12 protein-coding genes are annotated in these 13,379 nt (G+C 59.8%); 5 read left to right on the plus strand and 7 right to left on the minus strand.

Features of this window, described 5'->3' with window-relative positions:
- The first annotated feature begins 1 nt into the window (after window position 1).
- Complete coding sequence (locus tag BLQ01_RS09655; protein WP_091551435.1) at window positions 2-1,372, plus strand: MFS transporter; 1,371 nt, start codon at window positions 2-4, stop codon at window positions 1,370-1,372.
- Between the two features lie 28 nt (window positions 1,373-1,400).
- Here BLQ01_RS09655 and BLQ01_RS09660 read toward each other — a convergent pair whose 3' ends face one another.
- A complete protein-coding gene (locus tag BLQ01_RS09660) occupies window positions 1,401-3,182 on the minus strand; it encodes a helix-turn-helix domain-containing protein (RefSeq protein ID WP_091551437.1) in 1,782 nt (593 codons plus the stop codon).
- A 149-nt stretch (window positions 3,183-3,331) separates the two neighbouring features.
- On the opposite strand from BLQ01_RS09660, the gene BLQ01_RS09665 reads away from it, so the two are divergent.
- The 3 genes from BLQ01_RS09665 to BLQ01_RS09675 are packed head-to-tail and all read left to right on the plus strand — an operon-like array spanning window position 3,332 to window position 5,718.
- Complete coding sequence (locus tag BLQ01_RS09665) at window positions 3,332-4,135, plus strand: N-acyl homoserine lactonase family protein (protein WP_035760710.1); 804 nt, start codon at window positions 3,332-3,334, stop codon at window positions 4,133-4,135.
- Between the two features lie 21 nt (window positions 4,136-4,156).
- Entirely contained in the window at window positions 4,157-4,603 is a 447-nt protein-coding gene (locus BLQ01_RS09670) for a zinc ribbon domain-containing protein (RefSeq protein ID WP_175493405.1), read from the plus strand.
- Window positions 4,600-5,718, plus strand: a complete 1,119-nt coding sequence (locus BLQ01_RS09675) for an alcohol dehydrogenase catalytic domain-containing protein (protein WP_091551438.1) — start codon at window positions 4,600-4,602, stop codon at window positions 5,716-5,718. Before BLQ01_RS09670 ends, BLQ01_RS09675 begins: the two co-directional genes overlap by 4 nt.
- Window positions 5,719-5,790: 72 nt before the next feature.
- Here BLQ01_RS09675 and BLQ01_RS09680 read toward each other — a convergent pair whose 3' ends face one another.
- From BLQ01_RS09680 to BLQ01_RS09705, 6 genes are all read right to left on the minus strand, one after another.
- The gene (locus tag BLQ01_RS09680; RefSeq protein ID WP_091551440.1) at window positions 5,791-6,999 is read right to left on the minus strand and encodes a serine hydrolase domain-containing protein; all 1,209 of its coding nucleotides are present in this window, start codon (window positions 6,997-6,999) and stop codon (window positions 5,791-5,793) included.
- 3 nt (window positions 7,000-7,002) lie between these two features.
- On the minus strand, window positions 7,003-7,827 hold the full coding sequence (locus tag BLQ01_RS09685; protein ID WP_091551442.1) for an ABC transporter ATP-binding protein: 825 nt from the start codon (window positions 7,825-7,827) through the stop codon (window positions 7,003-7,005).
- The gene (locus BLQ01_RS09690; protein WP_091551444.1) at window positions 7,824-8,774 is read right to left on the minus strand and encodes an ABC transporter ATP-binding protein; all 951 of its coding nucleotides are present in this window, start codon (window positions 8,772-8,774) and stop codon (window positions 7,824-7,826) included. Before BLQ01_RS09690 ends, BLQ01_RS09685 begins: the two co-directional genes overlap by 4 nt.
- Entirely contained in the window at window positions 8,771-9,685 is a 915-nt protein-coding gene (locus BLQ01_RS09695) for an ABC transporter permease (RefSeq protein WP_091551445.1), read from the minus strand. Before BLQ01_RS09695 ends, BLQ01_RS09690 begins: the two co-directional genes overlap by 4 nt.
- Window positions 9,682-10,698 (minus strand): ABC transporter permease, encoded by a 1,017-nt coding sequence (locus BLQ01_RS09700; protein ID WP_091551447.1) that lies wholly within the window; start codon window positions 10,696-10,698, stop codon window positions 9,682-9,684. Before BLQ01_RS09700 ends, BLQ01_RS09695 begins: the two co-directional genes overlap by 4 nt.
- Window positions 10,699-10,791: 93 nt before the next feature.
- Window positions 10,792-12,192, minus strand: coding sequence for an ABC transporter substrate-binding protein (locus BLQ01_RS09705; protein ID WP_091551448.1), 1,401 nt, complete (start codon window positions 12,190-12,192; stop codon window positions 10,792-10,794).
- Between the two features lie 294 nt (window positions 12,193-12,486).
- Between BLQ01_RS09705 and BLQ01_RS09710 the strand changes: the two genes are divergently transcribed.
- Entirely contained in the window at window positions 12,487-13,374 is an 888-nt protein-coding gene (locus tag BLQ01_RS09710) for a LysR family transcriptional regulator (RefSeq protein ID WP_026540396.1), read from the plus strand.
- The last annotated feature ends 5 nt before the right edge of the window (window positions 13,375-13,379 follow it).

The following is a 13,379-nucleotide window of genomic DNA, read 5'->3' on the forward strand; positions in this document are numbered from 1 at the left end:
AATGACGATCTCCCACAGTAAAACCACGACGACGCGTTGGCGGGTACCGCTAGCCAGCTTCGCAGGCACCACCATCGAGTGGTACGACTACTACATCTTCGGCTTGCTCGCCGCTACCGGCGTCTTCAGTCGACTCTATTTTCCTGCGCAGGACCCTGCGACGGGACTCCTTCTGGCCTTTGTGACCTATGCCGTTGGCTTCGTCGCACGGCCCTTCGGTGGCATGTTCGCGGGCCACTTCGGTGACAAAATCGGCCGTAAGCCCATGCTGGTACTGTCACTTCTCATCATGGGCTTTGCCACCTTGGCCATGGGATTGCTTCCCACATACGCCCAGATCGGAGTCTGGGCCCCGATTCTCCTGACGGTCCTGCGACTTCTGCAGGGTTTCGGTGCTGGTGCCGAATGGGCTGGTGCCGCTGTCATTTCCATTGAGCATGCCCCCGCGGGACGCAGCGGATTCTTCGGCAGTTTCACGCAGATGGGTGTCCCGGCCGGGATGCTGCTTGCCAACGCAAGCGTCCTGATCGTCAAGTCCGCTGTTCCTGTTGAGGTTTTCGACGCCTGGGCTTGGCGAGTCCCGTTCCTGCTGAGTGTGGTGCTGATCGTCGTCGGGCTGGTGGTTCGGGCCAAGCTTGAGGACTCTGACGATTTCAAAGAGCTGGTTGCGACGAAACAGACCTCTAAGAAGCCTCTCGGCGAAGCCATGAAGAAGGAGTCCAAGGGAATCTGGTTGGTTGTTGGCATGCGATTGGCAGAAAACTCCGCCTTCTACCTCTACACAACGTTCTCGGTGGTCTACATCATGCGGACGTTTGGGCCCGAGCGCGCCAACCAGGGCACACTGTCGGTACTTATCGCCTCCGCCATAGGTGTCTTTGCCGTACCGCTGTGGGCGATCCTCTCTGACAAAATCGGCCGCAAACCCCTTTACTTGTTTGGCTCTATCGGCGGGCTCCTGTTCTTCCCCCTCTACTTCGTCATGACGGATACTGGCAGCGCACTGCTGGCAACGCTCGCAATCATCATCGGGCTCGCGGTCTTCCACAACTCCATGTACGGTCCCCAGACCGCCTTCTTCTCGGAGTTGTTCTCCACCAAGTTGCGTTACAGCGGAGCCTCCATGGGGTACCAGTTCGGTTCAGTTCTGGCCGGTGGCATCGCACCGTTGGTCGCTGTCGCCCTCCTGAACGCTGGAAACGGCGAGCCGGGTTGGGTGATCCTCTACTTCAGCGGGATCGGGATTATCACAGTAGTAGCGACACTACTCGCGCCGGAAACCCTCGGAAAGCTGGATCAACGCGTAGCTGCAGCCCAGGTTGAGGATGAGAAGCAGGCAGGAGCAACCGACGTGCCTGCCAGCGCTGGCTAGCCTCACCTCAAGGCGGGCGTCGTCCGGGTCAAAGACCTTGGACGGCGCCCTGTTTGGATGTTGGGGGAGCCAACTTCCAGAGCCGAAGCGCGAAGTGCACGTCTATGCGACGTGACGGCGTGCGCCATTGGGCGCCGAGCAGGGAGTCAATCCGCTCGAGTCGCTGCCTGACGGTGTTCTGGTGGATATGAAGTTGTGAGGACGTTCTTTGAAGACTGCTCCCGGACTCGAGATAAGACCAGAGCGTGCCGAGGAGTTCCGTTCGATGCGCGCGGTCATAGTCCCGGACAGGGCCGAGGCTTCTTTCCACAATCCTCGCTGCAGTTGAAGCGCTGTCGTGGCTGAGCATAATTCCGGCAATCCCCAGATCGTTGAGCTCGGCAAATCCTCGCCTCCAGCCGAGTTCCTTTGCTGCCGTAACAACCTCTGAGGCCTCGTCGTGGGCCTCACGGATGCCGCTGATGCTGCCGCTGGTGGATGTTGCGTGGCCTATGACTGCACGGATCCCTTCCTGGTGCAGAATCTGGTCCATTTCCCTGGCCAACGCTTCGCCGCTCGACGTCGTGACCACGCAGATATGGCCTATGTGCGTAGAGACGAGCATTGGACCTCTACGAAGCCTTTGCTGAACGGTTGCAAGTGCGCTGTGGCGTACCGGAGGATCGACCAGGATGACCAGTACGGCAGTATCGTTGCGCAGTTCAAGGCCGAAGGTAACGAACCTGGCTCTCACAGCTTGCGCCTGGTCCTCTGTCCGGCTGGCAAGCAAGTCTTCCATGAGTGTTGATTGCGCGCGGTTGTTGGCGTCCACAAGTGTGCGTTCGAAGAGAAGCGCTGCGCTCACGAACACCGAACCCCGCTCAAGAAGGGCAATCTCCTTGCCTGCGGTGCCGTTCATGACCAACGTCGCCAGGTGCTCCTTGCCGGCCGCCACTGCGACGACGGTGTAGACCTCGCCTTTGTGGCGCCCGGTTGCTGCGCCCGCGCCGTGGAGAGATGTGTTGATTGCTGATTGCACACCCCAGTTTTCAAACGCGGACTTGGTCAGGGTTACCGACCCGAATCGGTGACGTCCTGTTGGATCAAACAGGCCCAGGGGCCGGCCCGTGGCCTCTTCGAGGACAGCTACGACTCCCTCGGCATTGACGGAGGCCACCATGCTCCCCATCAGCCGCTCATCGAGTGCGAGCATTGCTTGCAGTTCCCGGGTGCGGCCCTCGTTGCTGGTAGTCGTGCTTCCTATCAGTGCCCGAAGCTGCGTGATCTCACTGCCGCGGCGCGTCTGTTCAAGAGCGATGGCGGCTTGGGCGGCCATGTGCTCAAGTGCCCGTTCCCCGGCCGGAGGTAGACTCGCCGGCGTTCGATGGGCGACGAGGAGGGCTCCAACGATTCGGCCACCCACCCGGAGTGGCGCCCCTGCGATCGCTTTAACGCCTTCGGCGGCGACCACCTGGTCGATGGTGGGAATGTGGTTCATGTTTGGGTCTGCCAGGTAATCCAGCGTCGACGCCGTCGAACCGCCCGCTGCTACTGCTCCCAGGACGCCGGTGCCCAAGGGCATGCGGATATTTCGGTAGGCCTCGGTTTGTACGTTGTCGGTTACGTGGATATACGTTTCCCCGGAGGGAAGGTCGTTCAGGCTGAGGTAGGCCATGTCGGCGTCCAAAAGGGTGCGGGTGCGTCGCAGGATTCCCTTCAGGATAAGGGTGCGGTCGCGCACGCTTGCCAGATCCCTTGAGCTTTCGGTTGTGGCGTTGAGTATCTCGGTATCTTCCGGAGCCCTGAAGTGCCGGTTGCTTGCCTCATCCATACCGCGATTCTACGCGGGAGGTGTTTGATTCTGCCATGACATGCACGCCCATATGTCGCCTGGAGCCATGGTTTTGCCGATGATCAACCTGCAGAGTTGGGGACACGGCAAAAGTTGCCGGCAACAACAAGGAGGTTGTAGTGACGGACATGCGAGTCCATATTCTGTCCACAGGGGTCATGGAAACAGATCTCACGTGGCTTCTGCTCAAAGGCGGGCGGACCATTCGCGACCGACACCACAAGGAGGATCCGGTGGTCTGGGGAGAGTGCCCCACTCATGCTGTGCTCATCGAGCACCCAGAGGGACGGATACTGTGGGACACAGGCGTTCCCCGTGATTGGGAGCAACGATGGGCGCCGACGGGATTTCAGGATTTTTTCCCGGTACGCGAACCCGTGGACGGGCCGGGCTATCTGGACTCTTCACTCGCGCAGTTGGAATTGACACCGGACGACATCGACATCCTGGTGCTCTCTCACCTGCATTTCGATCACGCCGCCAATGCCTCAATGTTCAGCAACGGCAAGACCCGGATCATCGCGAACAGCGCCGAAATCGCAGGCGCGCGGGCCATTGAGGGCTACTCACAGGGAGCGCATATCGTCTCGGACTACGACTCCTTGGAGCTGGAGGGGATAAGCGGCGACGTGGAGATCGTTCCCGGCGTCAAGGCACTGGAGACTCCTGGACATACGTGGGGAACCATGTCGTTGCAACTGGATCTCAAGAACGAGGGCACGAAAATCTTCACCTCGGACGCCGTGTACCTCGCTGACAGCTGGGGGCCTCCAGCCGTGGGCGCGGCAATCGTCTGGGACAACCTTCGCTGGCTCGAGTCCGTCGAAAAACTTCGGGGCATCGCAGATCGCACCGGGGCGGAGGTCATCTTCGGCCATGACGGAGATCAAGCCCAAACACTGCGCTATGCACCCAACGGTTTCTACAACTGACCCGCTAACCGGGAGAGAACCATGATCCTCTACGATTTCGGCTGCCAGAACGGGCACCTCTTCGAGGCTGGCCTCAAAAGCATGTCATCGGCCAACCCGCCCTGCCCGGCCTGTCAGGCAGAAACCAACAGGCGTCCCAGCCGGCTCAACATCGGCGGACGCGCTTCCGCGGGACCCTCCCGTGAGCAGATGCCGCGAAGCTGGAATGCGGTGGGGCAAGGCGACCCGGACGCGATAGCGCATTGGCACCGTCTGGCAGGACGCCGCGAGGCACTTGAAGAAAAGTACCCCGAGCTGGCCGGAGACCGACGCCCCATCCTCGCGCACGAAGGCATCTTCTCGGGCCGCCCGCTCCGTGCCGGTGATGACATTGCCGAGGCAGTGTCCTCGGCCATGGCAGAGGGAGCAACCCCGCATACTCACCCGGCCCCTGGTCCGGGGACCACCAACATGAAAGCCACACCGTGAAAATAGTAGGAGCAGTACTCGAAGATATCGGCAGCCCAAGGCCTTTCGCAGCCTCGCGACCCATCAGCGTCAGAGAACTCGACCTCGACCCGCCAGGTGAGGGAGAAGTGCTGATCAAAATCGAAGCCGCAGGAATTTGCCACTCCGACCTCTCTGTGGTGGACGGCAACCGCATTCGTCCCGTACCGATGCTGCTGGGGCATGAAGCGGCCGGTCGCGTCGTCAGCTGCGGGTCCGGGGTCGAGGACCTCAGCATTGGACAGCAGGTAGTGATGGCTTTCCTGCCTCGTTGTGGGGAATGCTCCAACTGCCACACCAACGGCCGTCTTCCCTGCACACCCGGGTCCAAGGCTAACAACGCCGGAACGTTGCTTTCGGGCGGAGTTCGGCTGCATAGTAACGGGCAGGACGTTCACCATCATTTGGGCGTGTCCGCGTTCGCATCCCACGCCGTCGTCGATCGTCGCTCGCTGGTGCCTGTTGGCGACGACATCCCGCCGGAGGTCGCGGCTGTCCTTGGATGCGCTGTGCTCACCGGCGGAGGAGCCGTCATTAATGCTGCGAAGCCCGAGCCGGGGGAGGCGATCGTGGTTGTTGGACTCGGTGGCGTTGGAATGGCCGCACTGCTCACAGCGGTTTCCCTTGGTACAGGCGATGTCATCGGGGTGGACGCCGTCCCTGACAAGCTTGAAAGGGCCATGGCCCTGGGTGCCACGGCCGTTTATTCCCCTGGCCAAGCCTCCGAAGCAGGGCTTAAAGCGCCGATTGTGATTGAGGCGGCCGGGAATGCCAGGGCCTTTGAGGCCGCAGTGGCGCTGACCGGCGTCGGTGGCAGGACCGTCACCGTTGGCCTCCCAGCCCCAACTGCTGAAGCTGTCATCAAGCCGCTTGGGCTTACGGCCGAAGCGCGCACCATCATTGGTAGCTATCTCGGGTCGGCTGTACCCGCCCGTGACATCCCGGCGTTCGCGCAACTCTGGCGTGAAGGCCGTCTCCCCATCGAAGCGCTGATTTCATCGACCATCACGCTCGGAGAAGTGAACCAAGCCATGGACGACCTCGCTGATGGGCTCGCCGTACGCCAGATCATAAGGTTCGACGCAACCGAAGCATGACTTCGGTGAGCGGGGCTTTGAGTGGAGGGCAGCGCATGCGCCCTCCACTCATGTGCCTTACCGGTCCTTTAGTCAGCGGTTCTCCAGGAGGCTGACTATGTGCCTGAAGCCGGCTGCGTGTGCCCGGCTTAGTTCCAGGCCCACCGGTTGTGCGCACGAGGAGAACTTCGCTATGACAATGTTGCTGACAGGGTCGATCCAGATGAATTGCCCATGGATTCCTGCGGCGTAGAGCGTGCCCCTCTCATCGCCGAGGACCCACCATTGGTTTCTGTACGAACCTTCAGGGTGGACTTTCTGGTATGCGCTCCCTCTGGCAAGTTGCGGGTCTCCGCCCCGCATTGTGTCGCTGATCCACCAAGACGGCACCACCGTGCGGCCGTTAACGTTGCCATCGTCCAGCAACAGCTGTCCGATCTTGGCCAAGTCCCGTGCCGTGCAGGCAATCCCGCCATTGGCAAACGCGAAACCGCCGGAATCGGTGGTGATGAGTGCATCATCCTTGGTCTGGAGCCGGGACCAGAGCTCATCTGAGACCACGTCAGCATACCGTTTACCCGTCACGTTCTCGATGATCCATGCAAGCACGTCGGTGCCTGCCGAGCAGTATTGGAATGACTGGCCATGCTCTCCGGACGGCTTGAGGCGCGTGAGGAATTCGTAAGTGTCCCCGGCATCCGTTTCGAGCTTCGGACGCCAGCCGGCAATCCGGTCCTGCTGCTGGACTTCAGCGTCTGAATCCAGGTAGTCCTCGCTGTACTGGACCGCTGCCGTCATATCGAGGACTTGGCGGACAGTCGCATCACCGTAGGCGCTTTCCTTGAGAGCGGGGACGTAGCGATGGACGCTTTGTTCGGTATCGATGAGTCCACGGCCCACCAAAATGCCTACAACGAGTGCGCAGACAGATTTGCTGACAGACATCAGAACGTGACGGTCATGCGAGTGGAACGCACCAAAATAGCGTTCCATGACCACTTTCCCGTCCTGAAGCACAACGATGGCATCTGTTTGCGTTGCGGTCAGGAAGTCCTCAACACCGTGCCACTTCTCCCCGTGTCCAACGCTTGACGAACCGGTTCGGGAAGTGGGCTGGCACAAGCTTCCTCGACGGATTGTTGCCGTAGTGATCAGCTCGCTGATGTGGGCGAATCCCCAGCGGTTAAAGGGGCTTTCCTGCCAGTTGTCCAAGGTAACGCGCCCCTTGAAGTCCTGTCCGGCGTAGCGATCGATCCTGCCCGGGCCGGAGGGGAGGAAACCATTTGCGGTTGTCTCAAGCATGTTCTAGTTGCTGCCTTGCGTGTTAGGGGTGGAAAGAGTGTGCGAGCCGACTCCAGGTGATGCCTTGTGTCCAGGTGCAGCCTCGAGGAGTGTGCGCGTGTAGTCATGCTGTGGATCTGTAAAGATCCGTTCAGCTGCCCCGCTCTCTACGATCTTTCCGGACTTCATGACTGCCACTTCATCGCTGAGATAACGGACGACGTCGAGGTCGTGCGAGATGAGCAGGTAGGTGAGCCCTTTTTGCTGCTGCAGATCCTGAAGAAGGTTCAGAATCTGGGCTTGGACTGAAACGTCAAGGGCGCTTGTGGGTTCATCCAGGATCAACAGGCGGGGCGATGTGGCCAGTGCGCGCGCTATCCCAACTCGTTGGCACTGTCCTCCGGAGAGTTGGTGTGGCAGCCGGTGGGCGTGCCCGGCCCCCAACCCGACCTCGTCCAAGAGATCTTCGATTTTCGATTGGAGAGCCTGCCCCTTCAGGGTGGTGTGGGCCCGGAGGGGTTCCGCCACCGATGCGCCGATGGTCATGCGAGGATTCAAGGACGCCACCGGGTTTTGAAGAACCATTCCCATCCGCGAACGGACGTTCCTTAATGCTCTGGGTGCGAGTTTGCCGAGGTCATCTCCTTCAAAAATTGTCCTTCCGGATGTTGGGCGCATCAGTTGCATGGCACAGCGGGCGAGGGTGCTTTTGCCGGAGCCGGATTCGCCGACAAGTCCGTAGACCGTACCTTCCTTGATGCTGAGGGAGACATCGTCCACTGCGGTGAAGACTCTCTTGTGGTGAGGAAAGGTCTTGACGATTCTTTCGAGGCTGAGGACGTTGGTCATAGTTCGTCTTCCTTGATGCATGCGACTGCGTGGTCTGACCCGTTGCGGGTGAGCAAAGGGTCTGTGAAGGAACAGCCGATGACTGCATGCGGGCATCGGTTCATGAAGGCGCACCCTGTGATGGACAGGAGGTTCCCTGGCACTGATCCAGGGATGGCATTCAGTCTTTCGCCGTGGATTCGTCCTGCCGGCAGGGCGCCCAAGAGTCCGCGCGTGTATGGATGGCGAGGGTTGTTCATGACAGCGTCGACGGTCCCGGTTTCGATCACCCTGCCGGCGTAGAGGACGGATACCCTGTCACAGACATCGCGAATGATGCCAAGGTTATGGCTGATGAGCAGCACTCCGAACCCGAACTTATGCCTGAGTTCGTCGATGAGGACCAAAATTTGCCGTGCGACGGTGACATCAAGAGCCGTTGTGGGCTCATCCAGGATCAGTAGCCGGGGTTGGCGCAGCAGGGCCATGGCAATCATGGCACGCTGCAGCATCCCGCCGGATAATTGGTGCGGATAACTGAGGTAGACCCGCTCAGGGTCCGGAAGACCTACAAGACCGAGATGCCGCAGCACTTCGGATTTACTGTCGGACCTTGAGATCTGCCGGTGCCGGCTCAGGACATCACTAAGTTGGCGGCCAAGCGTGAAGACGGGGTTGAAAGCGGTCCCGGGGTTCTGAAAGACGATTGCTGCCGGACTGTCAGGCTCCGACGACGGCTGCAGTGGATCACCGCCCATGGTCACTTTCCCCGTACGCCGCGCGCCGCGTGGAAGGATGCCCAAAGCGGCGAGTCCTGTCAGGGATTTGCCGCAGCCGGTTTCCCCCACCAGACCAAGGATCTCACCGGCTGAAACATCGAGGTCGATCCCGCGGACCGGACGATTGGTGACTTTTCCCCGATCGATGAATTCCACGTTGAGGTCGCGGATGGTCAGTACATGTGTCATCGCTTTACCTGCCTGGGGTCAAGGAGGTCGCGCAGCGAGTCTCCGAGGAGATTGAATCCGAGGACTGCCAGGAAGATGGCCAGACCCGGGAAGGTGGCTATCCACCAGGAACTGAAGATGAGTCCTCGTCCCTCAGCAACCATCAGGCCCCAATCGGGCAGGGGTGGCTGGGTTCCGAGACCAATGAATGCCAAGGATCCCGCGGCCAGGATCACCGTACCGATGTCGACCGTTGCCTGGACAAGGATGGGTGTCATGCAATTGCGAAGTACATGGCGGGTGATGATCAGCAGCTGGGGGATGCCCATGGCGCGTGCTGCTTCCACGTAGGAGCGTTCGCGAAGGGATCTTGCTTCCGCACGCACGAGGCGTGCGTACCACGGCCACCAGCTGATGGCCAAAGCGATACCAGCGTTGGTCAGGCTTGGCCCAAGGATGGCAACGGTGACCATTGCCAGGAGCAGCGGCGGGAACGCTTGGAAGACCTCGGTCACGCGCATCAAGGTTTCGTCGAGCCAACCGCCGCAGTACCCTGCCACGGCACCGAGTGGAATGCCTATGAGGGCAGCTGCGGCGACAACGGTCGCAGAGATCGTCAGCGCTGGGTTGGCGCCCATGATGATTCGGCTGAGAACGTCGCGGCCAAGCTGGTCGGTGCCAAGCCAGTTAAGGGCGTTGGGAGCGAGGTTCCGGGCAGAGGCATTTGTGGAGCCCATGCCCTGGTCGGGGAAGGGTGCCAGCCATTGCCCAAAAACTGCCAGGACAATGACAAGGACAATGATCGCTGCCCCAGCCGCGGCCAGACGGTCGCGGCCCAAGGTCTGCTTCAGAAGTTTCAGCGGTTTGAGGTTGGCATGTTCTGCGGACGTATGGGATTGCGTTGGGGTGGTGATTTCGGTTGTGGGGCTCATGACATTCTCACTCTGGGATCGATTCGGGATTGCAGGATGTCCACCAGGAGGTTGGCCACGAGGTATGCCGTGGCGCCCATGAGAGTAATGGCCATGATGGCCGGGTAGTCCACTGCCAACATGGAGGATGTGGCGAATTGCCCGATCCCCGGCCAGTTGAAGACTGCCTCGACGAAGAACGTTCCGGTCAGGGCGTAGGCTGTCGCCATTCCGGCGATCGATAGAACGGGCGGCAGGGCATTTTTCAGGGCAAGGCGCCAACGGATGGCGACTTCCTTTAGACCGTACGCCTGGGCCGTGAAGATGTAGTCCTGGTTCATGACATCGAGCATGGCGGCCCGGGTCATACGCGCCATGAGTCCGAGGGGGTACGCGGCAAGGGTGAGCGCCGGCAATATCATGTGTTGCAATCCATCCTGGAAAGCCGCACCATTTCCGGTGACCAGGCTGTCGAACAAGGGAAACCCCGTGATGTGAGTGATCGGATCGGAGTACTTGATGGAATTACTGAACTGTCCCGTGGCTGGAAGTACACCCAGCCCGCCGACGAACAACAGCTGGAGAAGCAACCCGAGCCAGAACGCGGGCACGGAAATTCCCCCGATGGACAGGAATCGAATCGTGCCGTCCAGGAACTTTCCAGGGCGACGGGACGCAACCACGCCCAGGAAGACCCCTGCGAGAACAGCCAGGCACATGGCAAAACCGATGAGTTCCAAGGTGGCAGGGAGGCGTGAGAACAATTCATCCAACACCGGGCGTTTTGTGGCAAGGGAATTGCCCCAGTCGCCGGTGAGCAGGTTCTTCACGTATTCGAAGTACTGAACGATCATGGGCCGGTCAAAGCCCAGTTCCTGACGAACCCGGTCAAGCTCGGCAGGCGGAGCCTTGGGGCCGGCATAAATGACGGCCGGATCGCTGGGAACGATACGGGCCAGCACGAAAACGATCACTGTGAGCACGGCGAGAACCAGCACCGATGTGATGAGCCGTCTGAGGACAAAGCGCAACATGGTTCTCCTTATCTTTAACAATTGTTTGAAGGTCGGGCAGGGGAGAGACGAGGCCCGGTCCAGTTCGCCCGGGCCTCGTCTCTGGATGGGTGACTATGCAGCGGGTTTCATATCCGCGAAGAACACCGTGAAGGGATAGTTTTCGTTGAACTGGGAAACACTCAGTCCAGCCGGCACGACGGAGACGCCGCGGGCGTCGTAGAGGAATGCCGCAGGTGCTTCCCTGTAGAGGAGGTCCATGGCTTGCTTGTATAGGTCTTGGGCTGCAGCTCTGTCCGTGCCCGTCAACGTCGCCGCCTGGTCCACCAACTTGTCGTACTCCGGGGAATTCCAGTAGCTCAAGTTGAAGGACGGCTTTTCGCTGGAACGGAAGAGAGTGGTGAGGTTGTCACTTCCGGCATCGCTGTAGGTGGGCCAGTAGTACAAGACGAAGATGTCCTGAGCTGTTGCGGGGTCTGCTTTGGCTGCATCCCACTGCTGATTGAACAACTGCGCCTTGACCTCAAGTTCCACCCCTATCTTGGCGAACGCGTCCTTGATCAGTGGCACAAATCGGGCTTCGGCAGGGTTCTCGGATGCGTAGCTAAGCGTCAGCTTCATGCCGTCGGCATGACCAGCTGAGGCCAAAAGCTGTTTGGCCTTCTCCAAGTCCTGGGAGTACTGCGGCACATCCGGGCTGAAGGGGAAGATACCCCGGGGAGCCGGTCCATGGGACTGTGTGCCGTAGCCTTGGGCTCCTATGTCAATAATCTCCTTGTACGGAATGGCATAGCTGAGCGCGCGGCGGACCTCCGGATCGTTGAGCGGCGCGCGGGTCGTGTTGAACATGGCCATGAAGTTGAACGGAGAGTTGAAGTCTTTCACCGTGAACTTCGGATCGTCGGCTAACGTTTTGGCGTTTTCCAGCGGAATGCTGGTCGCGTAGTCGACCTCGCCTGCCGTCAACATCTGCTGGGCGGTTACAGCATCGGGGGTGATGGAGATGTCCACCACGTCGAAATGAGGGGCAGATGCTCTGTTCCAGTGACCCTCAAATTTTTTCAGCACAACCTCAGAGCCGGGTTTGTAGGAGTCGATCGTGTAAGGTCCAGAGCCCCCATCGATTCCGGCATCAAAGTACTTGTCGTCCTTCTCGGATGCTGCGAGTGCCTTAGGGGAAACGATCCATGCACCATAGGTGGAGGAAGCGACGAGGTCCATCGGGGCGGCGTATTTGAGTTTGATGGCGACCGTAGAGTCGTCAGGAGCATCAATGCTCTCCACCGGCGCCCAGATAAAGGATGCTGCTGCCCGCGTCCTCGCAGCATCAATGCTGGCCTTGACAGCGGCGGCGTTGACGGGCTCGCCATCATGGAAGGTCGCGCCGGAACGGATCTTGAAAGTCCAGGCCTTTCCATCCTCACTGGCGCTCCAGGACTCGGCGATAGCGGGCTTGAATTCCTCGGCCGAACCCTCCGGGTTCTTCCACAGCAAAGGCTCGTAAATGTTGCCCATATACAGGGCTTCGGTTGAAAAGGATCGGACTGGATCCCAGGTTGTAATGGCCGCAGACGCAGCAACGCTGAAGACCTCAGGTTTTGACGATGTGTCCGGCGTCGAGGTACAGCCGGCTGAACTTAGGGCAAGTATGGCTGCAGCGGCCGCGGCGAAAGCGGTCCGAGCAGGGTGTTGAAATAAGGGTGCCACAGAGACTCCTTGAAGAAGGTGGGGAAGTGTGACGAGTCTAACTATGAGCGACTATGCCTGGGAAATGCCTATGATGAGTAAAACCAATACCTTGGAGGCATAGTGGATCTGAGACACCTGACGTACTTTTTGAGCATCGCTGATGAAGGATCAATCAACGCAGCTTCACGTTCTCTGTTGGTCGCCCAGCCGTCTCTTTCCAGGCAGCTTCGTTCCTTGGAGAAGGAGCTCGGGCTGACCCTCTTTGATAGATCGGGAGCAAGGTTGTCCCTGACTGCGGCGGGCACTGCGTTTCTGCCGATTGCCAAGGACCTGGTCACTCGCGCGGCACAGGCCAAATCATCCGCTCGCGCAATGGCGGGCGGTTCCGTTCAAAGGCTTACGATAGCGGCGGCCTCCGCGACCATCGCCGACATCATCGCCCCGTTCATCGTTTCCCAAGGGCCGGGGGGAATACTGACCGACGTCGTCGAGGCAACCCCCGAGTTTGTCTACCAGGAGTTGCAGGAGGGCAGGGCTGACTTTGCCCTGGGGACCAAGCCGCCACCATCGAATCTGGAATCGATTGTTGTTGGCAGTGCGTTCCTCTGGGCTCAGTGCAACGCCGAGCATCCTCTGGCGGGCAGGGAGAAAATCGGCCTCTCCGAACTTGTCCAATGGCCTCTCATTGCCATGACAGCTGATTTTGGCGTTCGGACGATGTTCGACGATGCTGTCAGTGCCGAGCACCTCACCTACACCGCCGAATTTGAAGTGCGTTCAGCCCGCGTCGGCCAAGCCTTGGCAGCAGCCGGTAAGGGAATCTGCGTACTCTCGGATGATCCAAGTTTTGGGGTGCACGCCATGCCTATCACGCATAGGGGAAAGGATCTTGTGTTCACCCTCTTCGGCGTCTGGAATCCCTTGCATTTCGCGGCGCCGGCAATAGGGGAGTGCCTGCAGAACCTTTCACGTTTTACCGCGGACCTGTATCCAGCCGCCCGACTGTAGCATCA

Origin of the sequence: Arthrobacter sp. UNCCL28 (genome assembly GCF_900102805.1) — a bacterium.
Classification (GTDB): domain Bacteria; phylum Actinomycetota; class Actinomycetes; order Actinomycetales; family Micrococcaceae; genus Arthrobacter; species Arthrobacter nicotinovorans_A.

Excerpts from the sequence above, each read along its gene's own strand:
- BLQ01_RS09655 (WP_091551435.1), top strand. The coding sequence starts at position 2 with ATGACGATCTCCCACAGTAAAACCACGACGACGCGTTGGCGGGTACCG.
- BLQ01_RS09660 (WP_091551437.1), bottom strand. The coding sequence starts at position 3,182 with ATGGATGAGGCAAGCAACCGGCACTTCAGGGCTCCGGAAGATACCGAG.
- BLQ01_RS09665 (WP_035760710.1), top strand. The coding sequence starts at position 3,332 with ATGCGAGTCCATATTCTGTCCACAGGGGTCATGGAAACAGATCTCACG.
- BLQ01_RS09670 (WP_175493405.1), top strand. The coding sequence starts at position 4,157 with ATGATCCTCTACGATTTCGGCTGCCAGAACGGGCACCTCTTCGAGGCT.
- BLQ01_RS09680 (WP_091551440.1), bottom strand. The coding sequence starts at position 6,999 with ATGCTTGAGACAACCGCAAATGGTTTCCTCCCCTCCGGCCCGGGCAGG.
- BLQ01_RS09685 (WP_091551442.1), bottom strand. The coding sequence starts at position 7,827 with ATGACCAACGTCCTCAGCCTCGAAAGAATCGTCAAGACCTTTCCTCAC.
- BLQ01_RS09690 (WP_091551444.1), bottom strand. The coding sequence starts at position 8,774 with ATGACACATGTACTGACCATCCGCGACCTCAACGTGGAATTCATCGAT.
- BLQ01_RS09695 (WP_091551445.1), bottom strand. The coding sequence starts at position 9,685 with ATGAGCCCCACAACCGAAATCACCACCCCAACGCAATCCCATACGTCC.
- BLQ01_RS09700 (WP_091551447.1), bottom strand. The coding sequence starts at position 10,698 with ATGTTGCGCTTTGTCCTCAGACGGCTCATCACATCGGTGCTGGTTCTC.
- BLQ01_RS09705 (WP_091551448.1), bottom strand. The coding sequence starts at position 12,192 with ATGGGCAACATTTACGAGCCTTTGCTGTGGAAGAACCCGGAGGGTTCG.